The following is a 22,887-nucleotide window of genomic DNA, read 5'->3' as shown; positions in this document are numbered from 1 at the left end:
ACATGGTTATAGGAACAAAATGCTTGCTTAAAAACTAAACTCGATCTAATGTGATATCAACTTGATATCACATTGATGGAGTTTTCAATGAAAGAAATAAAAGGATTCTCAGCAAACGGGTATGTTGCAAGCGTGATTTTTATTGCAATTGCATTAGCCTGTTTAAGCCAATTCAATCCAGTAAATGGTAGTAGCATTTTATTTGTCCTTCTAGCCGTGCTTAGTGTGGCATGTTTAGCAGGTTTATTTATGGTTCAGCCAAATCAAGGTCGTGTCCTCACTTTGTTTGGCAGTTACGTAGGAACAGTGAAAGAAAATGGTTTGCGCTGGACTGTCCCATTCTTTATTCGCAGAAATATTTCTTTAAGATTAAGAAATTTTGAAAGTAACAAAATCAAAGTCAATGATGCGCATGGTAACCCGATTGAGATTGCCACTGTGGTTGTGTGGTCAGTGAATGACACCGCAGAGGCCGTATTTGAAGTAGATGACTACGAAAGCTTTGTAAACATTCAAAGTGAAGCGGCGCTTAGAAATATGTCGAGCGCTTATCCATACGATCAACATGACGGTGATGAAATTGCATTGCGTAGTCACCCAATTCAAGTCTCTGAAGCACTAAAAACAGAAATTCAAGACAGATTGGCAAAAGCAGGTGTAAAAGTACATGAAGCTAGAATTTCACACCTTGCCTATGCATCAGAAATTGCCAGTGCCATGTTACAACGTCAACAAGCTTCAGCCATTATTGCTGCAAGACAAAAAATCGTAGATGGTGCGGTTGGCATGGTGGAGCTAGCGCTAAGCAGATTGTCTGAACGAGAAATCGTAGAGCTAGACGAAGAGCGCAAAGCGGCTATGGTTAGCAACTTGCTGGTGGTATTATGCGCCGAGCAAAATACGCAACCTGTGGTCAATGCAGGTAGCCTTTACTAATATCTGATTTTCAAATTAAGTCGAAGTGTAAGCTTCGACTTAGCAATTTTAAGAGGCTCGTTTTGGCCAGTAAGAAAAGTTACCCACTTAGAATAAACCCTGATGTATTAGCCGCAGTACAGCGCTGGGCTGACGATGACTTACGCAGTGTAAACGCGCAAATAGAGTATATTTTGCGTGATGCATTAGTAAAGTCGGGTAGGGTGAAAATCGTACAAAAAGTGGTAACCGAAGTACATCCTCAAGACCCAGAAGAATAAAGCTTATTTTTAGCTTCAAGGAGAAGAAATGGTGCAGGAAGAGATTGTATTTAAGTCACAAATGCTAAGCTTAAAAGGTACATTGTCAGTACCGAAAAGCAAGGGCACATTTCCTTGCCTAGTCATGGTTCACGGCAGTGGTCAGCAAGACAGAGATGGCAATATTAATGGTTTTGACACGAATATTTTTAAACAACTTTCAGAGCAGTTAATTGAAGCTGGTTACGCCACTTTTTGTTATGACAAACGTGGTGCAGGTAAAAGTGAAGGAGATTTTAAAACTGCTGGCTTAGAAGAAGTTGTTTTGGATGCTCATGCAGCGATCAATCATATATCAACTCATAAACAAGTTAATACTGATGCCATTTATGTATTAGGGCATAGTGAAGGGGCTTGTCTAGCGCCAGAAATAGCAAACAATAATAAACTTATTTCAGGGTTAATTATGCTTTGCGCTAGCCTTCGTAGCTTTGAAAAAGATGGTATTAAAAATGCTGAAGTAATGAATCGAGATCTCGACGCTCTGAAGGGCTTAAAAGGTAAGATCTTAAGGCTCTTTTTATACACCAAAGACCCTGCTAAAACTATGCGAGATTTACGAGCTAAAGTTGAAAGTACCGATAAACCAACAGTGAGAGTTGGCTTTCACAAAGTAAGCACCAAGTTCTACAGAGAAACATTTAATTATGATGTCAAGTCGCACCTGGCTAACACGATAAAACCGATATTAGCCATTGGAGGTGAGAAGGACTTTCAATGTCACCCTGATGATACTAAGCTCATCGCCAAGGTTACAAACGCATCAATAAGTACACATATCATCAAAAATATGGACCATACTTTGCGGTTACAAACAGGTTTGCCTTCACTAGCCAGCTACAAACATGCTTGTAAAAATGACATAATGCCTGAGGTCGCATTTCAGTTAAAAAACTGGTTATCAGAGAAAATTAATTTAGCTGAAAAACATGCAACAGATGAGAAATTAAAGCCAACAGCCATAACTTAAGCGAATGACAGTTAACTTACTTAAAAATATTCCAGGTGACTTATCAAGTGAGGTCTTTGAAGATCTAATCAGTACTGATTCTGTTCGGGTCGAACGAATTATCTCTCAAGGACATAGCTCACCTGCAACAGGTTGGTACGACCAAGACGAGCATGAATGGGTGATGGTCTTAGAAGGGTTTGGGGTAATTGAATTTGAAAATGGCAAGTGTGTGAGGCTAGAAAAAGGAGATTCATTAAATATACCTGCCCACAAAAAGCACAAAGTTAAACAAACCTCAAATCATCAGCCAACAATTTGGTTGGCTGTTTTTTATAGGTAATAGAATGGCAAAACCGAATAAAAAAGGGCCTGTGAGAACGGTAGATATTTTTTGTATGAAATGTCGGACTCAATTATTCAAATACAGAAAGGGCGGTAAAGGCGCTTTAGTAAAATGTTTCGTGGAGCGAATTGTTGAAGACTATACCGAAGATCAAATACATTGCCAGACATGCAAAATTGAATTTGCACGAAAAACGTTAATAAGAGGCACTCCTGCGCTTAAAATTGTGGGGGGAAAAGTTCACTTCAAATAACACTGAACTAATTTTTTATCAAAGTTAGCTCTGTAAAGCTTAATCTAATTACATCTTATTTAAGTGTTCTGACGTGTTTTTCTTCTAGCGTTTTCACAATTTTACTAGCAAGTTTTTCCAATATTTCAGCATCTTGTTTTCTGAACTCCCTTGGTTGATTGTCGATAATGCAGAGTGTACCAATCTTGAATCCAGAGAGCATTTTTAATGGCACGCCAGCATAAAATCTAATTGATACTTCACCCGTGACAAGAGGATTATCTGAAAATCGCTCGTCTAAAAGTGTATTTTCAACAACGAAAGTTGAGTCACCTAAAATGGCATGACCGCAAAAAGAAATATCTCTGGGAGTTTGCGTTGCTTCTAGGCCTACCTTCGATTTAAACCATTGCCTTTCCTCGTCTACGATACTAATTAGAGCCACAGGGACACAAAATAGCTTAGCTGCGAACTGAGTAATTCTATCTAAATCAATATCTCCTTCAGTATCTAATAGTTGAAGCGAATTTAAATATTTTAACCGCGATAATTCATTATTGGGAGTGGGCGGTTTTTGCATAATTAGCCTATTAGACAGTTTTAGTATTTAAACTATAGTTTGCTTTGATGCTTCTTACAGGGTTTGGCTGTGAATTATTTTTTAAGACTAACAATTTTATTCTTAGCGGCAATGCTATGTATTTCGATATTTTATGTAGAAATTAATCACTACAACCAATCCAAAGTTTTAAAGAAAAGCTTATCCCAATATGATACCAACCTAGAAGATTTTAAATTAATTAACAACCTCATTTTTGGCTTGCAGCGAGAAAGGGGCATGACAACTGGGCTCAAAGGAGATGATGATTATTTTTCAAGGTTAACAATATATTTAGAACAAACAAATGAATATTTGCGCGCGATGAAGCTCAGTGCTAGTTCACAAAAAACAATTGAATTAGCATCTAAAATTGAAAAAGATGTAAAAATATTAAGGCAAGAAAATCAGTTATCAAATCAAAGTAAAGAAAACATATTTATAGGTTATACCGTTCTTGTAGATATGCTCTTAAAACATGTAAGACTTACCCAAGCCGAGCAAAGTTTTATTAACCAATTAAATAAAGAGCAAGGACTTCAGAAAAAAGATATTTACTCCCTACTAAGAGCCATTGAACTAGGAGGAAAGCTCAGGGCTAAATTATCTAGATTCATCACGTCTGAGGAACCAAAAGTAAAAACAGAAGCACTTAGGCACGCTTTTAAGCTCTATTCTCAACATAAAAACCTATTAGATAAAGCCCTTGGTAATGAAAGTTTAAAGCCATATTCAACAGATAAAAAGCAATACATTGACCAATTGTTTTTATCCTTGACTCAAGGAAAGGGAAATTTCGAGTCTAAATTTAAATGGTGGGATTTAAGTACTTCTTATTTAGACGAACTCATACACCATAGTTACTCGATAGTTGAGGTAATGCTTGAGAATACAGAGTTTTTAATTGAACGTTATGAAGAGAGTACTCGCGAAGCATTAATTAAATCTATTATTTCAGGTATAGGTTTTTTCTTCTCAATTTGCTTAATTATAAAATTAATGTCATCTATTAAAACAGAAAAGCTCTCACACCAAGCTGCATCCACTTTACAACTAATTATTGTGTTTACATCCATTGTATCTACTTTGTTTGTAGAACATTTTGCAAGTCAAAAACAGCTTAGGTATTTATCTCAACTTGAAAGCCTGAGACAGCTGAATTTTCAAGTTGTAGAAAATATCGATAATTTTAGGCAGCTTTGGCGAGACCCCAAGATTGAAATTTTAATAAAGTCTTTATCTGTCAGTGAAGGTTCAAATTATCTTGAAATGATTCAGATGACCTTAGATAAACCACTCAGCACAAAGTTTTTAAGTAGAGCAAATTTGAAAAGCATCATTCAAATTGAAAAGTCAAGGCTACTCGAGGGAGGAATTGTCACAAAAGCCATTGAGACGCCACATTATGGCGTAATTTATATCATGATGGGATTAAGAGTTAACAGAGGTGGTCTCAGTGATGAGCTTTATGTTTTTGAAACAAGCTTAAGTCATTTAGTTGCGAAATCGAATGAGCACGCTTTTGAGATGGGAAATAGTGCAGGTCTGGGATATTTTGCTATTGATGACTTGCCTTATTTCAATGACCTTGCCACATCCAATGAAAGTAACATAAGCGATAAAATAAAGCTTTCTGGAATGAATGCTTTCATTTGGGATTATGAACTTAACCTTGGCGCTTTTGTTTTTGAAGATCCTAGGGATAAAACAGAGTTGCTAAGTACAATTGAAAATAAATTTGTTTGGCAAATTCTTACCCTGCTTTGTTTATTCTTAATCGGACTTTTCGTTAGTTATAAGTCGAAAGAGAAGCATAGAAAACAAGAGCTACTTGCGAGTGACAACATTGATACGCGTCAGTTATTTATGAATTCCTCAGAGCAATTAGCTTCCATAGGTAGTTTTGAATTAAATATTGAAAAAAAAGTGTTAAATACTTCAGAAGGATTTAGGAAGCTTTTTCAACTTCCCATAAAGAAGGAGTTTTTCAAAGCCAAAATACTACTTAGGTTACTTGAAAAGAACGAAAGAAAGAAAATCTACCAAGCTATTAGAAAACTTGCTGTCATTGATACAAGTCAATTGGATATTACTTTGAACAGCACGAATTTAAGACACTTTAGTTTAGTGCTCAATATTAAATACAATCATAGCACAGCTACAAATTCAATTATTGGTGTTGTTAAGGAGATCACGAACCAAGTTAACGAAGAGCAAAAACAAAAACGCATTCAAAATGAGTTAGATGCGGCACGCAAAGAAGCTGTGATTAAAATGAGTGAGGCAGAAGAGGAGCGTAAAGCCGCGCAAAAATTACTTGCCATAAAACGTTCAACAGAAAAACTTTTGCAAGAAGCAATAAATTCCTTTCCAGCGTCAATAATATTGCTCGATCATAATCAAAAAGTTGCGATTAAGAATCTATTTCCAGACCCTTTAAATCAAAACGAGCAAGATTGTTTCACTTTTATGGGGGTGGAGATTAAAACTGGAGAAAGTATTTTTAGTTTGATTAGCATGCTTCCACTTGCACATAAATCAGAGCTCGTTGAAATGCTCAATATTTCAACCCAAATTGAACTCTATTGTGAACATATTAAATGCCGTTATGAAACACCACATGCTGAATTATGGTTTGAAATTCTTGTTAAAAATATCAAAACAGACTCTGAAAAATACACCTTAATCTATCAGACAAATATAACAAGTGATATGAATTTTTCTGATGAGCTTAACGCAGCCAAGGTAAAAGCAGAGCAAGCGAATGAAGCAAAATCTAGATTTTTGGCAACCATGAGCCATGAAATTAGAACACCAATGAATGGTGTTATTGGCATGCTTGATATGTTGTTCCAGTCTAAACTAGATCCTGAACAAACACATCTGACTCACGTTGCCAAAAGCTCAGCGCAAATTTTATTAAGGATTATAAATGACATTTTAGACTTTTCTAAAATTGAATCTGGCAAAATGGAACTAGAAACAGTCCCCTTTGATTGGTTAGAGATCGTAAAAGAGCTAGCTGAATTGCTTTCATATCAAGCAAGCAGCAAGCACCTAAAGTTAGCATTTTATTTTTCAAAAGACCTTGCTAGCAAACAAGTTGGCGATCCCATCAGACTAAGACAAATTCTTTTAAACTTAGCTGGAAATGCACTGAAATTTACCAAAACGACTGCCACACAGTCAGGTGTGGTAGAAATCACTTTTACTTTAAGTAAAGAACCTAATACGTATTGTATTTGTGTAAAAGACAATGGTAAGGGGATGACATCGAAACAAGTAGATAAATTGTTTAACCCTTTTGAACAAGCAGACAACAGTGTTCAGCGAAAGTATGGTGGTACTGGTCTTGGCTTGTCTATTACTGGGAAGCTGATTGAGATGATGAAAGGGAGGATTGAATGTCAGAGTTTGGAAGGTGTTGGCACAAGCTTTTCGGTTCATCTACCACTCAGCGTTAATGTTAAAGAGAATTGTGAAGAATTAAACTTTGCTCATTTAAAAATCGCTGTTGTAGGAGACGAAGATAAATTTGAGTTGGATATAGCCAATCATCTTCAATTAAGAAATGCCTACTGCGAAATTATACCAAAAGAGTTATTTAACGCGCAGTTGATTGACGGGCAAAAGTTTGATTACTTGATCATAACGGCAGAATCCTTCCAACAATTTACAACAGAAGGTAGGGTGGTCTTCGTTGATAACAGTAGTTGTCACTATATTGTTCTTGATAACAATCTAGACAAACTGCCTAAAGCTGCGGACATCAGTATCAGCAATATTTCGCTGCATCCTTACTATGCGTTGAAGGTGGTAGAACATATCGCAAAACTTGAAAATCTAATTGAAAGTGACACTGTTGAAGAGGTGCTAAGTAATAGCGGGACATTGCCATCAATTGAAGAAGCACAAGCAAATAGGCAGCTAATTCTAGTTGTTGAAGATAATGTTTATAATCAAGATTTATTTAAAAGACAATTAGCCATGTTAGGCTTTCAATGTGTCGTTGCAGACAATGGTAAAGTTGCACTGCAATTGTTAGAACAATTTGATTTTTCTTTGATTATTACAGACTGCCATATGCCGCTGATGGATGGTTATGAATTTACACGAAAAAGGAGAAAAATGGAGTCGCAAAACAACTTGTCGTATTTACCGATCATTGCCGCTACAGCAAACGCATTAGATGGTGAAATGGAAAAATGTTTAGCAGTGGGAATGGATGATTACCTAGCTAAGCCCATCGTGCTTCAAGCTTTAAGTAAAAAAGTAAATTCATTATTGGATCGTAAACAAAAAAATAACCAACAAGATACTCTAGGTAAGATGAGTAGTTTTGAAAAATATGACACGGAAAAACCTAAGTATTTTAGTTTTGAAGTGCTCGAAGAGTATGTTGGTGATGATAAAGAAATACAATTGATGTTTTTAGAAAGTTTTGTGAGAGACACGAAAAAATTAATTGAACAGTTAGATTGTGATGACCTAACAACAGTAAAAGATATTGCCCATCAAATTAAAACGTCCGCAAAAGCGGTAGGTTCTAAAAAGTTAGCGGAACTTTTTTCTGAGCTAGAAGCCACCAGTGAACAAGACTCAATAGCTAATATAGAACACTCTATTGATAGCTGTTTACAAACCTTTAGTCATGCAGAAAATGAAATTGCTTCTATACTAAAATATAATAAAACAATTCTGTAATCAGGTTCAGGTTATGCTGGAGACTACTCCTATAATTGTCGCAATTGATGACAGTCAACTTGTACTTACGCAGCTCAAACTTTTAATAGAAAATAAAACACCATGCAAGTTTGTTGGCTTTGATTGTGGATATAAGGCACTTGAAAGTGAGTTAATTCATAATGCTTCACTTATTTTGCTAGACATGAATATGCCTTCAATCGATGGTGTTGAAATGTTACGCAAACTAGGTGAGCTAGAGGTAAAACAACCGTTAGCTTTATTGAGTGGTGAAAATAGCCTATTTTTAAAAAATGCTGCAGCGCTTGCTGGTCTTCATGGATTGACAATTGTTTCTTCGATTGAAAAGCCGTTGTCAGCTACAAAGCTAGCTGAATTGTATCAAGGCTTATTAGAATCTAAACAATGTTCAGAAGTTGCCCATAACCAAAACAGTTATTCAGAACAAGAAATTCTTTTTGCTTTAGAAAATGAGCAATTCCTAGGTTACATGCAACCAAAAGTATGCTGCAGTACAGAAGAAATTATTGGCATAGAAGTGTTAGCAAGATGGCTTCATCCAACAGATGGCTTAATATCGCCTTATTTTTTCGTCAATAAGCTAGAGAAATTAGGTAAAAGCCAAGACCTTTCTTCATTACTTCTTAAACAAACATCCCTGTTTTGGAAAAACAATAAAGCTCAATTATCTTCAATCCAAATCAGTATAAACATCAGTACAACAGAGCTTTTAGATGTATCTCTTCCTGAAAAACTTTATGAGATATGTGTAACCAACGAAATGCCAACTAATCTGGTAACACTAGAGCTAACAGAGAGCAACATTATCAAAAACATTAAACAATCCTTAGATGTGTTGCTTAGGTTAAAGCTAAAAGGATTTAAACTTTCTATCGATGACTTCGGAACAGGTTATTCATCGATGAAACAGCTAAATGAGTTGCCATTTGATGAATTAAAAATAGACAGGTGCTTTGTTGATGGCTGTTCGACAGATCCGAGTAAAAAAATCATTGTTGCGAGTACGTGTGAAATGGCGAATAAGTTAGGGCTTGAAGTTGTAGCAGAGGGAGTAGAGCAAGAGGATGATCTTATTATCGTCAGAGAACTAGGCGTAAAATCAATTCAGGGCTTTTATTACTTTAAACCATGTTCATCAGATGAATTCATAAGACTAATAAACCCAGTTTCATCAATTCGTGGATTAACAGCGATTAAATCAACATAAGTGAGATAATATGCATAATACTGTTGACCACGCTCAAAGGCGCCCAAAAGTTATTGTTGTATGTGATTCGCCAACAGAATTAGCCGGGGTAACTGAAATTTTATCATCACAAGTAAGTGAATATAGAACCTTGACGACTCACAAGGATATTGAAGAAGTAATATTAAAAACTCAGCCTAGTATAATTATTTTAGCTCGAGAAACGGTAGCGAAAAGTGTTGAAAGCTATCGTTTGCTTGCTCAATCAGAGTTATTAAATTATCCACATGAGAACATTTTGTTATGCGAAAACAAAGAGTCAGGTGTTGCTTTTAGATGCTGTATTAAAGGGATTTTTACGGATTACTTTATATATAAGCCAATGTATGAAAATTATCGCTTTAAGATGATCCTTCATAATGCCTTAAATCGCACCAGCGATGTTAATGAAGTGCATAAATTAAGAGAAGAGCATTTTGGAAGAATAGATGAGAATCTTAAAGCCTTGATAGATGATGCTGCCAATTATCACAATAAAGCATCTGATACACTTAATAGCGCAAGAGAATCTTTAGATAATCATAAAGGCATAAATCAAGTTCAAGACCAACTACTAACCGAATTAAAGAATACACACCTTGCGCCTCTCATTGATTCTTTGGAAAGCCAGCTTAAAGACAGTATAGACGAGTTACAATCTAGGCTTAAAGATAAAAGGTTTTCCATTGCTGAATTGGCTGCAATGTTGAGTGAGAAGGACGGTGCATTAAGTGTTCATAATGTAAAAAATGAGCAAGAACAAAATCCTAAAGATCACAATAAAGTGAATTCTTCTGAACCACAAAGTCAAACACTCAATGCAAAAGTAGAAAAGTCCGATATAAAAGTTATGGTTGTAGAGGATAATGAATTTTATAGAGAAATGGTTTCTAGAGTGCTAATAGATGAAGGGTACAAAGTGATAAGCGTAGGCACAGGGCTTGAAGCAATTAAACTATTAAAGAAGCAGAAATTTTCCGTGGTTTTGCTGGATTTATTCATGCCTGAATTAGATGGCTATAATACAACAAAAAACCTTAGGAATATTCCGCACTGCAAGCAGCTTCCAATAATTGCAATTAGCGGCAATAAGAATAAAGATATTATAAGAAAGTGGGCAACCTTAGGGTTAACAGGTTACATCACGAAACCTTGTACGAAATCGTCATTGTTAAAAGCTGTTGAAAAAGCCATTAATCAGTAAAAGTGGCTCAAAAATAGGTTTGAGCCACTAAAAAGAGAATAACTTAAAAACTTAAATTATTTAAAATATCATCTTCAACATTTTGTGAAAGCGTGACTCTTAGCTTAGGTGTACGCGCCATTTCGCGTTTAATGGCGAAATTAGCTTCTTCGTTACGTGCCCAGCTACGACGTGCAATACCATTGTTTACGTCGAATAGTAGCATTGACTTAAGACGACGCTCAGTATCGCTTGAGCCATCAAGTAGCATACCAAAGCCGCCGTTGATCACTTCACCCCAACCAACGCCACCGCCGTTGTGGATAGATACCCATGTTGCACCACGGAAACCGTCACCAATGACGTTATGAATAGCCATATCAGCTGTGAAGCGGCTGCCATCATAGATGTTAGATGTTTCGCGGAATGGTGAATCTGTACCAGATACGTCGTGGTGGTCACGACCAAGTACCACAGGACCAATCTCGCCACGCTCAATAGCATCGTTAAATGCTTTAGCAATTTTAATGCGGCCTTCAGAGTCTGCATAAAGAATACGCGCTTGTGAACCAACCACTAGCTTGTTTTCTTTCGCGTCTTTGATCCAAGTGATGTTGTCTTGCATCTGCTGCTGAATTTCTTCTGGCGAGTTCGCCATGATTTCTTCAAGCACTTGCGCAGCAATCGCATCCGTTTTGTCTAAGTCTGCAGGGTTGCCAGAAGTACATACCCAACGGAACGGACCAAAGCCATAGTCAAAACACATAGGACCTAGAATATCTTGTACGTATGACGGATATTTAAAGTCGATGCCGTTTTCAGCCATAACATCACCACCCGCACGCGATGACTCTAGTAAGAACGCATTACCATAATCAAAGAAGTACGTGCCTTTTGCTGTGTGCTTGTTTACCGCTTCAGCGTGGCGCTTAAGGGTTGATTGTACTTTCTCTTTGAATACGTCAGGCTCTTCACGGATTAAGCGATTTGATTCTTCGTAGCTAATATCAACCGGGTAGTAACCGCCTGACCATGGGTTATGAAGAGACGTTTGGTCTGAACCTAAGTGTACAAAAATGTCTTCAGCTAAGAAGCTTTCCCACACGTTTACAATGTTACCAATGAACGCAATAGACACCACTTCTTCGTTTTCTTGTGCTTTACGCACACGTGCAACTAAGTCATCGATGTTATCAACAAGTTCATCTACCCAACCTTGCTCATGACGTTTAATCGCTGCTTTCGGGTTAACTTCGGCACATACTGTAATGCAGTTAGCAATGTTACCCGCTTTTGGCTGTGCACCACTCATACCGCCAAGACCCGCTGTTAAGAAGATCTTACCTTTAGGTGATTCGCCTTTGTTAAGCACTTTACGGAATGCGTTCATTACCGTAATGGTTGTACCGTGAACAATGCCTTGTGGGCCAATGTACATGAATGACCCTGCAGTCATTTGACCGTATTGCGTTACACCTAGCGCATTGAACTTTTCCCAGTCATCTGGCTTAGAGTAATTGGGGATCATCATACCGTTTGTAACCACAACACGCGGCGCGTCTTTTGAAGATGGGAATAAGCCCATAGGGTGACCAGAGTACATATGAAGCGTTTGGTCTTCTTCCATCTCGCTTAGATACTTCATAGCTAGTAGGTATTGTGCCCAATTTTGGAATACCGCACCGTTACCACCGTAAGTGATAAGTTCTTCAGGGTGTTGTGCCACTGCTGGATCAAGGTTATTGTCTATCATTAACATGATCGCCGCAGCTTGTTCGCATTTTGCAGGATAATCAGAGATTGAACGTGCTTTTAGTTCATAGTTTGGCTTAAAGCGGTACATATAAATACGGCCAAAGTCTTTAAGCTCTTGTGCAAATTCTTCAGCAAGCTCCGCATGCCACTCTTTCGGGAAATAACGTAGCGCATTGCGCACCGCTAGCTGCTTTTCCTCAACCGATAAAATATCTTTACGCTTTGGTGCGCGGTTAGCGCCTGCAGGATATGCTTTAGGTGCAGGCAGCTCGCTCGGGATACCCTGTTTTATGCTGTGTTGAAATTCTTGTAAGTTCATGTCAGTTATCCTTAATTAAGCGTAACAGTAAATGCCTGAGATTTTACAAACTCAACCATGGCATCAATATCAGGCTTTAATAGTCTGTCTTCTTCTAATTTCGCAACCTTAGTACGAATGAGTGCATGATTTTGTTCAATAATATCTGAACAAGTATTAGGGCGTCTAAAATCAACGGCTTGCGCTGCGTACATTAGCTCAATTGCGAAGATTTTCTCAAGATTACCAAGAATTTGGTTAAGTTTACGGCCTGAAATACTGCCCATAGACACGTGATCTTCCTGACCCATTGACGTTGGTACACTGTCCGCTGACGGTGGGAAACACAGTGATTTGTTTTCGGTGACAAGTGCCGCTGTGGTGTACTGCGGGATCATCATGCCTGAGTTTAGGCCACCAGATGTAGTGAGTAGGCGCGGTAAGCCATGTAAACCTTCAAGCAACAAATAACAACGACGGTCTGAAATGTTCCCTAGCTCAGCAGCTGCAATTGACGCATAGTCAAGTGCCATTGCCAGTGGTTGACCGTGGAAACTACCGCCCGAAATCGCTTCTTCTTCACTGATCACAATTGGGTTATCTGTGACTGAGTTCATTTCAATCTCAACGAGTTCTTTTAAGTGGTTGTAAGCGTTGCGCGATGCACCGTGCACCTGCGGAATACAGCGCAATGAATATGGGTCTTGAACGCGGTCGCAGTCAGTGTGATCTGCCATATTTTGCGAATCTTTAAATAGACGACGCATGCGTGTTGCGACTTCAACATTGCCTGCAAAGGCACGAATTGCATGAAGCTCTTCTCTAAATGGCGATTGGCTACCTTGCATACCTTCAATACTCATTGCACCTGCAACATCGGCAAGGTCCAGCAAGTAACGCATCTTAGTTAGGCCAGTAATACCATGAGATAAAATAAACTGAGTACCATTGATTAAGGCTAAACCTTCTTTAGCATGCAGATCCATTGGCTCTAAGCCATTGTCAGCTAAAGCTTTTGCCGCAGGCACAATGTCATCACCAACCCAAAACTCACCTTCACCTAAAAGTGGTAAGAATAAGTGCGATAATGGCGCTAAGTCGCCTGATGCACCTACCGAACCTTGCTCCGGTACAACTGGAATTAAATCAAGCTCAATAAACTTCAGCATACGCTCAACGGTTTCAAGGCGAATACCGGAGAAACCTTGGCTTAACGCGTGCACTTTGGTGATAAGCATGAGTTTAGAGATAGATTTATCGATTGGGTTACCAACACCAACCGCATGCGTGATTAGCAGGTTTTTTTGTAATAGGTTTGTTTCTGCTGGGGTGATTTGCGTATCACACAGAGGACCAAACCCAGTGTTAATACCATAAACAGCATTATCAGAGGCGGCCATTTGGTCAACGCGTTGACGGCTTGTATTTATCTTGTCGATAGCGTCACTTGTTAAAACAGCATCAACTGAACCGTTTGCAATACCATTTACAGTATCAAGATCTAGACGGTCTACACCATATCTAAACGTCATCTTGTTCTCCAAATTCATTGAGTTCTTATATTTATGGCTCAAATATTAACGAGTGGATGAAGTTTTATAAATTGCATATAATCGACATTTATTCCTAGTTTATCAAACTAAATATTTGGCACATTAATGCAAATACATGACGTAGATCTCAAATTGTTAAGAGTTTTTGTCGCAATCGTGGAATGTGGCGGTTTATCTGCTGCAGAATCGAGATTAAATATCGGACGTTCGACCATTAGTTCACATTTATCGGACTTAGAAGTTCGTTTAGGTATAAAACTTTGCAAGCGAGGTAGAAGTGGTTTTGAATTAACGGAGCCTGGAAGAGTCACTTATCAAGCCTCTCTAGAACTCTTGCAGCAATGTGAAGCATTTGCAAATACAGTAGCGAGTTCTAAAAATGAGTTATCGGGTAGGGTAAGTATCGCGGTGATTGATACTATGGTGAGCGATCCCCGCTGTGGCGTTGCTCAAGCGATAGCGTCACTTCGCCAGCTAAGTAAGAACATTCAATTTGATATTAATGTATGTGAGGCCAGAGAAGTTGAAACCTCAGTGATAAACGGTCGTTCACTAGTAGGTTTAGGTGTGAGTCGACACCATATTAGAGGACTTGAATACATACCATTGCACAACGAAAACAATTATCTTTACTGTGGAAAAGGGCATGATTTGTTCACGTTAAATGACAAGGCGATATCAGAATATTTACTAGATGCTGAAGTTATTACATCTAATTATATGAGAGACAGAGAAGTCAGAAACGATGGTCTAAACTATCAAAATAGTGCTAGTGCGTATCATGACGAAGGGATTGCTCATTTAATTTTGTCTGGTGAATTTATCGGTTATCTACCTGAGCATTATGCGAGTTTCTGGGTTGATAAAGGCGAAATGAAAGTAATTCAGCCTGAAAAGTATGCTTATAATATCCCCGTAAGTTTAATTACGTCAAAAAGTAATAAAGTAAACCCTTTAACAAATGCGATAGTTGATGCGCTTTTGGTTTCTCACAAGGATTAATTTTAATGATTATTTCGCAGATAGTAAGAAGCAGTTTATACTTAATTTAACAATAATATCAGGGGCATTTTATTGTCTTTATTAAAAATTAAGCGTTCTCTAACAGCTATACTGCACAGCCGTTTATTGCTTTCTTTGCGTGAAGCGTTTATTGCACTTATCCCTTATTTTGTTAGTAGTGCAATCGCTATTTTATTGCTAAATAGTGCCTTAAAGCTGGAAATTGTAACCCCAACGGATAAAGCCTATAGTTTGATCATTTCGAGCGCTTCATTAGTGCTGTCGCTATTTCCTGTGTTTGTTTCAGTTTTAATTGGGTTTTTCATTAGTAAAAACTTGGGGCAAAGTGGTGTAGTAGGAGCAATGTTAGCCCTGCTTTGTTTTTTATTGCATGGACAATATGTCCTTTTAGATGATGGGTCTTTTGAACTTAATCCGTCTGGCGGTACACCATACGCGATTATCATACCTTGTCTAAGTAGCTTAATTTTAAAATTTTTTGTTAATCTACACCCAAATTTAGATAAGTATTTTCACCATGTTAGTCGGTTTTTAAGTGAAAAATTGCTTGTTATTTTGCCTTTCACACTAACATTTTTCAGCTTCTACACTTTTATGCCAATTATTAACGCAGTTGGGGAGTTGTTTGCAACTTGGATTACGCCAGATGTAGGTCAATCAACCATTGCCGAATTAACATTTGAAAGAATGTTGTTTACTCATGGGCTATGGTTTTTAGGTATTCACGGTGACAATACTTTCAACATGGTATTTGACGCAAATTATCTACTGCAACCGATTATTGGTGATTTACCAGCAAAAACATTTTATGACACGTTTGTACTTATCGGTGGAACGGGGTGTTTTGCTGGGTTGATTATTGCAGCGTTATTTTTGAAATCAGGTTCCCATGAAAAAAATATAGCTAAACTTTCAATTCCTTTTACTGCTTTTAATTTCTGTGAAATCATACTTTTTGCACTACCGATTTTTTTAAACCCGATCATGTTAATTCCATTTTTGCTGGCACCGACTGTTAACTTTTTAATTTCTTTCGTTGTCATCGAAAATGGTTTAGTTAATGTCACCAATGAAACGATTAGTTGGATGACACCGACATTAATAAATGGATTCATAGTGTCAGAAGGGGTCTCAGGCGTACTATTACAATTAAGCTTGTTATGCCTAAATACCTTGATATATTACCCTTTTTTAAAATGGCATAGTGAGCAGATAAATTTTGATAAAGCAATTGGAAAACTTAGAGATCAACTCAATATTTCAGAGCAATTGAGAAATAAAAGCGAATCAAATTTCATTGCACATCAATTAGACACTGAAAAATCTAACAAAGTACTCAATGAGATCCTAACAGAAATTAGTGAGGGAAGATTGATGCTTTATTATCAACCTCAAGTTTGCCAGCAGTCACAAACTATTTCAGGGTACGAAGCTTTACTTAGGCTTGAAAAGAAGACGGGTGATATTGTTGGACCATATTTTCTAGATACTTTAATAAAGCACGATGAAACTGAAATAATCGATATGTGGGTGATTGAACAAGCATGTAGAGATTTAGAGTTTTTTAAACAAAAAAAATTAAAACCAATTATTAGCATCAATGTTAACCCTAAAGTTATGTCTAACAGTTTTTTAATTGAATATGTGTGCGAATTGTTTAAAGCTTTTCCAAATCAACTTAAGATCGAAATCGTAGAGTCCAGTTACTTAAGTGATAAAAAAGCGGTTTTACAAAATATTGCAAGTCTTAAAAAATCACGTATTCAAACAGTTATTGATGATTTTGGAACAGGATATTCAAGTTTGTCGATGCTGTCAGAGCTACCAATTAAATTTATAAAGCTTGATAAATCATTGTTGGATGACACTGATAGTCCTAAGGGTAAGAAGTTTTATCAGCAGATTGTAGATTTACTTCATAATATGGACAAATCAATAATTGCTGAAGGGGTTGAAACTAAGGAACAACTTGTATTTATTAATGAATTAAATATTGCTGAAGTACAAGGTTGCGTGTACCAAAAAGCTTTACCTAAGAAAGAAGTCTTGAGTTTCGACAAAGAATTTAAGAGTGTTGCTGAATAATCTAATCAACGATAGGTCCTAAAAAGTTACATGTTCGGCAGAGTTTTACACGATTACGAGCAGATATTTAAACAATCGTAAAGACTTAGATATATTGCGTAATACCATTCTTCTTAATTAAGCGATCTATTTTTAAGCAAGGTAAATTGGTCGATAACAAGGCTAAAATTTTGCTATTTATTTGTTCTGAAAAGAAATTTTAATGAAGCTTGAGTCTGTTTTAGTCCCTCAAAATGATTGAGTATTATTCAGGCGTGGTATACAACTCTAACAAATTTCTCTTTTATCTCCTTACAAGCCATACTGATAAATTAATTTTTTTATATACTGAAATATATAAAAAACGCGGTAAGATTACTTACCGCGTTTTAGTATTAACGAAGATTAATGTGAATTAAGCTTCAACAACCTTAACAGGTACCGCTTTTTCAGAGCCAAACTTAGTAGTTAGTTCTTCTTCAAGTGGAGTAAATGCTGTTAGGTCAATGCCCTCAACTGCAGCTGAGTATTCAGCCATAGTAGGGAAGCGACCAAGAATAGTAGAAAGTACTACTAATGGTGTTGAACCTAGTAGTGATTCACCTTTCTTCTCAGCTGTATCTGCTACAACACGACCTTGGAAAAGACGTGTAGAAGTTGCGATTACAGTATCACCAGGTTCTGCTTTTTCTTGGTTACCCATACAAAGGTTACAACCTGGGCGTTCTAGGTAAAGGATGTTCTCATACTTAGTACGTGCTGCAGTTTTTGGATTTGCATCATCAAACTCAAAACCTGCGTATTTAGCAAGAACTTCCCAATCACCTTCAGCTTTAAGCTCATCAACAATGTTATATGTTGGTGGCGCAACAACTAGCGGTGCTTTGAACTCGATTGAACCGTTTTGTTTCTCAAGGTTACGAAGCATTTGCGCAATAATCTGCATGTCGCCTTTGTGAACCATACAAGAACCAACGAAACCAAGATCTACAGGCTTACCATCGTAGAATGATACAGGACGAATTACATCGTGCGTGTAACGACGAGAAACGTCTTCGTTGTTTACGTCTGGGTCAGCAATCATTGGCTCAACGATTTCGTCAAGATTTACAACTACTTCAGCGTAGTACTTAGCGTTGTCATCTGGTGCAAGCGCTGGTTGCTCACCAGACTTGATACCTGCGATACGCTCGTCAGCTAAGTCGATAAGACCTTGAAGTGTCTTAGCTTCATTTTCCATACCCTTATTGATCATGATCTGGATACGGCTCTTTGCTAGCTCGATTGACTTGATTAGTGTTTCATCGTTTGAAATACAGATTGAAGCCTTTGCCTTCATTTCTGCAGTCCAGTCAGTGAATGTGAACGCTTGGTCAGCCATTAATGTACCGATGTGAACTTCGATAATACGACCTTGGAAAACATTCTCACCACCAAATTGCTTAAGCATTTGCGCTTGCGTTGCGTGTACCACGTCACGGAAGTCCATGTGCTTAGCCATTTTGCCTTTAAATGTTACTTTAACAGAATCAGGAATTGGCATTGCAGACTCACCTGTTGCAAGTGCTAGTGCAACAGTACCAGAGTCAGCACCGAACGCTACACCCTTAGACATACGCGTGTGTGAGTCACCACCGATGATGATTGCACGGTCGTCCACAGTAATATCGTTTAATACTTTGTGGATTACGTCAGTCATTGAATGGTAAACGCCTTTTGGATCACGTGCTGTGATAAGGCCAAACTTGTTCATGAACGCCATTAGTTTTGGAATATTAGCTTGCGCTTTTGAATCCCATACTGATGCAGTGTGACAACCTGATTGGTATGCACCGTCAACAAGTGGAGAAATCGTTGAAGCAGCCATCGCTTCAAGTTCCTGACAAGTCATAGGACCTGTTGTATCTTGAGAACCTACGATATTAACTTTAACACGTACGTTTGAACCAGCGTGAAGTGGAGTTTCAGACTGAACGCCAACAGCATTACGGTTGAAGATTTTCTCTACCGCAGTTAGACCTTGACCTTCATGAGAGATCTCTTTTGATGGTGCATAAACTGCTGGTGCAGTAACACCTAGCGTTTCTGCTGCTAGTGTTTGAAGTTTCTTACCAAATACAACCGCGTAAGAACCACCCGCTTTCATGAACTCAAGTTTCTGCGGAGTGAAAGCAGAAGATACATCAACTAGCTCTTTGTCGCCGTTGTAAAGCTTTTTAGCTTTAGTATCGATAGTTAATACTGTACCTGTCGCTACAGAGTAAGCTTCTTCTAATACAGGGTCGCCGTTTTCATCAGTCACTGTATTACCATCAGCGTCTACTTTCTTAACCCAGTTTTTAAGGTCAAGACCAATACCACCTGTTACATCAACAGTTGTAAGGAAGATAGGTGCAATACCATTAGTACCTGCAACAACAGGTGCAATGTTGATGAATGGTACATATGGGCTTGCTTGCTCACCCGCCCAAAGTGCTACGTTGTTCACACCCGACATACGTGAAGAACCTACACCCATAGTACCTTTCTCTGCGATAAGCATTACTTTCGCGTTAGGGTGCTTTTCTTTAAGCGCAACAATTTCTTGCTGTGCTTCAGGTGTAATCATGCACTGGCCGTGTAGTTCACGGTCAGCACGCGAGTGCGCTTGGTGGCCTGGAGAAAGTAAATCAGTTGAGATATCACCTTCACCCGCAATGTAAGTTACAACTTCAATTTTTTCCGGTACGTCAGGAAGTTTTGTGAAGAATTCAGCATTCGCGTAGCTTTCAAGAATTTCTTTAGCAACAGCATTGCCAGCTTTGTATGCTTCTTGTAGACGAGAAGTGTCAGCATCATATAAGAAAACTTGTGTTTTAAGTACGTCAGCAGCTTGTTTTGCAATCGTTTCGTCGTCACCTAGTGCAAGGTCAAGTAGTACAGCGATAGATGGACCACCTTTCATGTGAGAAAGTAGTTCAAATGCAAAATCAGCTGTGATTTCAGCTACAGATTCTTCACCAAGAATGATCTCTTTTAAGAATTGCGCCTTCACGCCTGCCGCAGATGTAGTACCTGGCAGTGTGTTGTAGATGAAGAAGTTTAAAGAATCTTCACGATGCTCATTTGTTGTATCTTTAATTTGAGCAATGATTTCAGACAGAAGCTCTGCGTTGTCGATTGGTTTTGGGCTAAGTCCAAGTTCCGCTTTACGCGTTTGGATCTCTTCCATGTATTCTGTATACAAACTCATAGAAAACTCTCGGTGTTTTTTACTTGATACGAAGTGAGCAACTTAGTGCTAAATTAAATTGCCCAACGAAAATGCTCATTAAAGCCGACTAATATTATAGCCGACTTTATGTATGATATTTTGAATCTATCAATTACTTGCATTGCGATTCTATCGCAAATACATAATAATTTACATCAATACCAAAAATAGTTGCTATAAATATAATTGATATTAAATAGCGCCATCAGGCTCAAATCCATCTTCGCCACTGATTTTCTCTGGTAATCCGCAAATGACTCTTGATGTTTGCATGCCTGCCATTACTGCTGCTTCAACACATCCGGCATTTACGCCAGTTTTTATCCAATCGCCAGTAATGTATAAATTATTGAAAATGGTACCGTCAGTGGCTAATCGATATTGGCTACTATTAGTGACTGACAACACATAACGCTCTGAGGGGTCAACGTTCACACGCCAGTATTGTTCATCAAAACGCGATTCACCCTGTAAGTTATTTGCAGAGTAAAGAACGTCCCAATTAAATTCATCACCGTGATAGGCTTCAGGCCATAATGGTTGCATTTCTCTATTTAATTTTTCAAGTGCGTTTTGCTTTACAATGGCTTTTTGTTGAGCAGGGAAGTCATATACATCTTTATCTGGATAGTCATCACACGTATAGGCACTACAAAAATAAGCGAGATTCTTTGGATGATTGTTCAGAGGCCAATCTTCTTTATCTAATAAGTTAGACATAGCAGCCCAGGTATCAAAAGGCTGAGAAAAACTACTTAGAATAGGTCGCTCTTGGCTTTCTGGAATGTAGTTAAAACCAAGCTGCTCATCCGTTTTATTCATCCATAACTGAAATGCTTGAGTCGCGACAGCTTTGACTTGAGTTGCCTGTTGCTTAAATTTGTCGTCTAGTGCGATTAATTCAGGACATAAATGTGCAATAGAAGCGACTGAAATACCAAAAATTACTTTGTCGAAATCTTGACCTTGCTTTAGTGTCTTGGTCGGTAAAGTGTGCCCAAATTTCGCTTCATAAACTTCAGGCCAATCACTCCAAAACGATTCCAAATTAATATTATTGTCTTGTAATAAGTTAGCTTGGGCATCTTCAATTTGCTCAAAAAGCGGGTAGGAGGGCCAGCAGGGTAAACCTTTTACATTTACAAGTGGATCATAGCTATTTGACTTCAATGAGACTTGTTCAGTCATCACAATTTCACTAATAAGATTATCAGTTTGGCTATTAGTTGCGGGCTTTAAAGCTTCAACCTGGTGGAAAAATTCAAATTTTACACCGCGGTGTTTTAGTAATTCGTAAATAGGTGAAAATATTACATCGCCCATACCTGCTTGCATTTTCCACATAACGCCACCGTGGTAACAGAGCATAAGTCTGAGCATTGCTAAACTTGCAACGCCAGCTTCAACATCTCCTTTGCTAAAATCGCCATCAACATAACCGAATACTAAATCGTAAAAACCAATTACAGGCGCTGATTCAACACTGTACTTTTCGTTTGCGCCATTCTTTTTAAGCCAATCTTTGAAATCAATGTTATTGATTGAACCAAATCCTTTTGAAAAAACTTTATCTTTTATAAGACCTGTCGTCATTGCGATGGCTAAATCAGCGCAGATATAAGCGCGACGTATCGTTGGATTTTCATCGAGTAGTTCAATGGCCTCACTATTTAACCAGCGTTTTAATTTTCGTACTATGTACCAAACAACAAGTCTGTCTTTTGGGTTTTGTAGATTTTTATCATTCGATCTGAGGGATAAAAGGTGTTTGAGCTGAGTTGCCAGTATCTTAGGCGAAGACCATATTTCTTTTAGTTCATTATGTGCAGAGTTAAAAAAATCACTCACTTCATCTTCAATGTCATCGAAGGCATCAGTTATTTCGGTCGCCAAGTGTTGTAACAGACTTCTATCTCTCGACTTTTTTGTTTGTAACTTAGTGGCTTTATTAGCCTGTTCGATTTCGTCTTCTAAGGTCTCAATGAATTTATGTAGCCAAGCAATGAGTACTTCGAGCAATTGCCAAAAATGCAGATCGAGTGTGCCATCAGCAGGGTTGCCATCAATTGTTGGAAAGTCTACTGGCCAAGTTTGCCATTCATTTTCAATGAACTCTTGTAACACCACAAAGCTATGTGGCTTAAATGCTTCTTGCCAGGAACTCAAGGGCATGTTGTCTGGTCTGTTTAATTGATTATATACAGTTTCAATAGCGCGAAATGAATTAACATAAGCGCCAAACCACACATGTAGGCCATGTTCTTCAATTCTTTGTCCTAAATAAGGGTTCCTACCACTGGCGCCTTTACCGCCTAAACGCCAACCTAGTTGGTAGACTGTAATGTCATATTTCTCTTGCCAGTTTTCATTTTCTGTCAAGTAAACAGCTGATGTCATTGCGGCAACGCCGCCACCTAAAATAACGATTTTTTCCTTAGCCATAGTCAG

Annotated in this window: 15 protein-coding genes; 10 read left to right on the top strand and 5 right to left on the bottom strand. The window is 38.0% G+C overall.

The features are described 5' to 3' along the window. Nucleotides 1–87 precede the first annotated feature (87 nt). From PP2015_RS08665 to PP2015_RS08645, 5 genes are all read left to right on the top strand, one after another. Nucleotides 88–936, top strand: coding sequence for an SPFH domain-containing protein (locus PP2015_RS08665; RefSeq protein WP_058029894.1), 849 nt, complete (start codon nt 88–90; stop codon nt 934–936). A 62-nt stretch (nt 937–998) separates the two neighbouring features. Further along, a complete protein-coding gene (locus tag PP2015_RS08660) occupies nt 999–1,196 on the top strand; it encodes a type II toxin-antitoxin system antitoxin (protein ID WP_058029893.1) in 198 nt (65 codons plus the stop codon). 28 nt (nt 1,197–1,224) lie between these two features. Continuing rightward, the gene (locus PP2015_RS08655; protein ID WP_058029892.1) at nt 1,225–2,205 is read left to right on the top strand and encodes an alpha/beta hydrolase family protein; all 981 of its coding nucleotides are present in this window, start codon (nt 1,225–1,227) and stop codon (nt 2,203–2,205) included. Between the two features lie 4 nt (nt 2,206–2,209). Then, a complete protein-coding gene (locus PP2015_RS08650) occupies nt 2,210–2,527 on the top strand; it encodes a cupin domain-containing protein (RefSeq protein ID WP_058029891.1) in 318 nt (105 codons plus the stop codon). A gap of 4 nt (nt 2,528–2,531) precedes the next feature. Beyond that, on the top strand, nt 2,532–2,783 hold the full coding sequence (locus PP2015_RS08645; protein WP_058029890.1) for a hypothetical protein: 252 nt from the start codon (nt 2,532–2,534) through the stop codon (nt 2,781–2,783). 55 nt (nt 2,784–2,838) lie between these two features. On the opposite strand, the gene PP2015_RS08640 is transcribed toward PP2015_RS08645, so the two are convergent. Continuing rightward, nucleotides 2,839–3,342 (bottom strand): GAF domain-containing protein, encoded by a 504-nt coding sequence (locus PP2015_RS08640; RefSeq protein ID WP_058029889.1) that lies wholly within the window; start codon nt 3,340–3,342, stop codon nt 2,839–2,841. A 69-nt stretch (nt 3,343–3,411) separates the two neighbouring features. Here PP2015_RS08640 and PP2015_RS08635 point away from each other — a divergent pair, with 69 nt between their 5' ends. The 3 genes from PP2015_RS08635 to PP2015_RS08625 are packed head-to-tail and all read left to right on the top strand — an operon-like array spanning nt 3,412 to nt 10,514. After that, nucleotides 3,412–8,064, top strand: a complete 4,653-nt coding sequence (locus PP2015_RS08635) for an ATP-binding protein (protein ID WP_058029888.1) — start codon at nt 3,412–3,414, stop codon at nt 8,062–8,064. A gap of 13 nt (nt 8,065–8,077) precedes the next feature. Further along, nucleotides 8,078–9,292, top strand: a complete 1,215-nt coding sequence (locus tag PP2015_RS08630) for an EAL domain-containing response regulator (protein WP_058029887.1) — start codon at nt 8,078–8,080, stop codon at nt 9,290–9,292. 10 nt (nt 9,293–9,302) lie between these two features. Continuing rightward, on the top strand, nt 9,303–10,514 hold the full coding sequence (locus tag PP2015_RS08625; RefSeq protein ID WP_058029886.1) for a response regulator: 1,212 nt from the start codon (nt 9,303–9,305) through the stop codon (nt 10,512–10,514). A gap of 43 nt (nt 10,515–10,557) precedes the next feature. Here PP2015_RS08625 and PP2015_RS08620 read toward each other — a convergent pair whose 3' ends face one another. Both PP2015_RS08620 and hutH read right to left on the bottom strand, forming a co-directional pair. After that, nucleotides 10,558–12,567, bottom strand: a complete 2,010-nt coding sequence (locus tag PP2015_RS08620; protein ID WP_058029885.1) for a urocanate hydratase — start codon at nt 12,565–12,567, stop codon at nt 10,558–10,560. An 11-nt stretch (nt 12,568–12,578) separates the two neighbouring features. Next, complete coding sequence (gene hutH, locus PP2015_RS08615) at nt 12,579–14,078, bottom strand: histidine ammonia-lyase (protein ID WP_058029884.1); 1,500 nt, start codon at nt 14,076–14,078, stop codon at nt 12,579–12,581. 126 nt (nt 14,079–14,204) lie between these two features. On the opposite strand from hutH, the gene PP2015_RS08610 reads away from it, so the two are divergent. Next, a complete protein-coding gene (locus tag PP2015_RS08610) occupies nt 14,205–15,101 on the top strand; it encodes a LysR family transcriptional regulator (RefSeq protein ID WP_058029883.1) in 897 nt (298 codons plus the stop codon). 72 nt (nt 15,102–15,173) lie between these two features. Further along, a complete protein-coding gene (locus PP2015_RS08605) occupies nt 15,174–17,207 on the top strand; it encodes an EAL domain-containing protein (RefSeq protein ID WP_058029882.1) in 2,034 nt (677 codons plus the stop codon). Nucleotides 17,208–17,601: 394 nt separating this feature from the next. Here PP2015_RS08605 and PP2015_RS08600 read toward each other — a convergent pair whose 3' ends face one another. Together PP2015_RS08600 and PP2015_RS08595 are read right to left on the bottom strand one after the other, a co-directional pair. Beyond that, nucleotides 17,602–20,418, bottom strand: a complete 2,817-nt coding sequence (locus tag PP2015_RS08600; RefSeq protein WP_083496551.1) for a bifunctional aconitate hydratase 2/2-methylisocitrate dehydratase — start codon at nt 20,416–20,418, stop codon at nt 17,602–17,604. A gap of 213 nt (nt 20,419–20,631) precedes the next feature. Then, nucleotides 20,632–22,881, bottom strand: coding sequence for an NAD(P)-binding protein (locus tag PP2015_RS08595; RefSeq protein ID WP_058029880.1), 2,250 nt, complete (start codon nt 22,879–22,881; stop codon nt 20,632–20,634). Between the last annotated feature and the right edge of the window lie 6 nt (nt 22,882–22,887).

This window comes from Pseudoalteromonas phenolica, assembly GCF_001444405.1.
In the GTDB taxonomy this organism is placed as follows: domain Bacteria; phylum Pseudomonadota; class Gammaproteobacteria; order Enterobacterales; family Alteromonadaceae; genus Pseudoalteromonas; species Pseudoalteromonas phenolica.
Note: the sequence above shows the minus strand (reverse complement) of the source record. Positions and strands in the feature narration are given on the sequence as shown.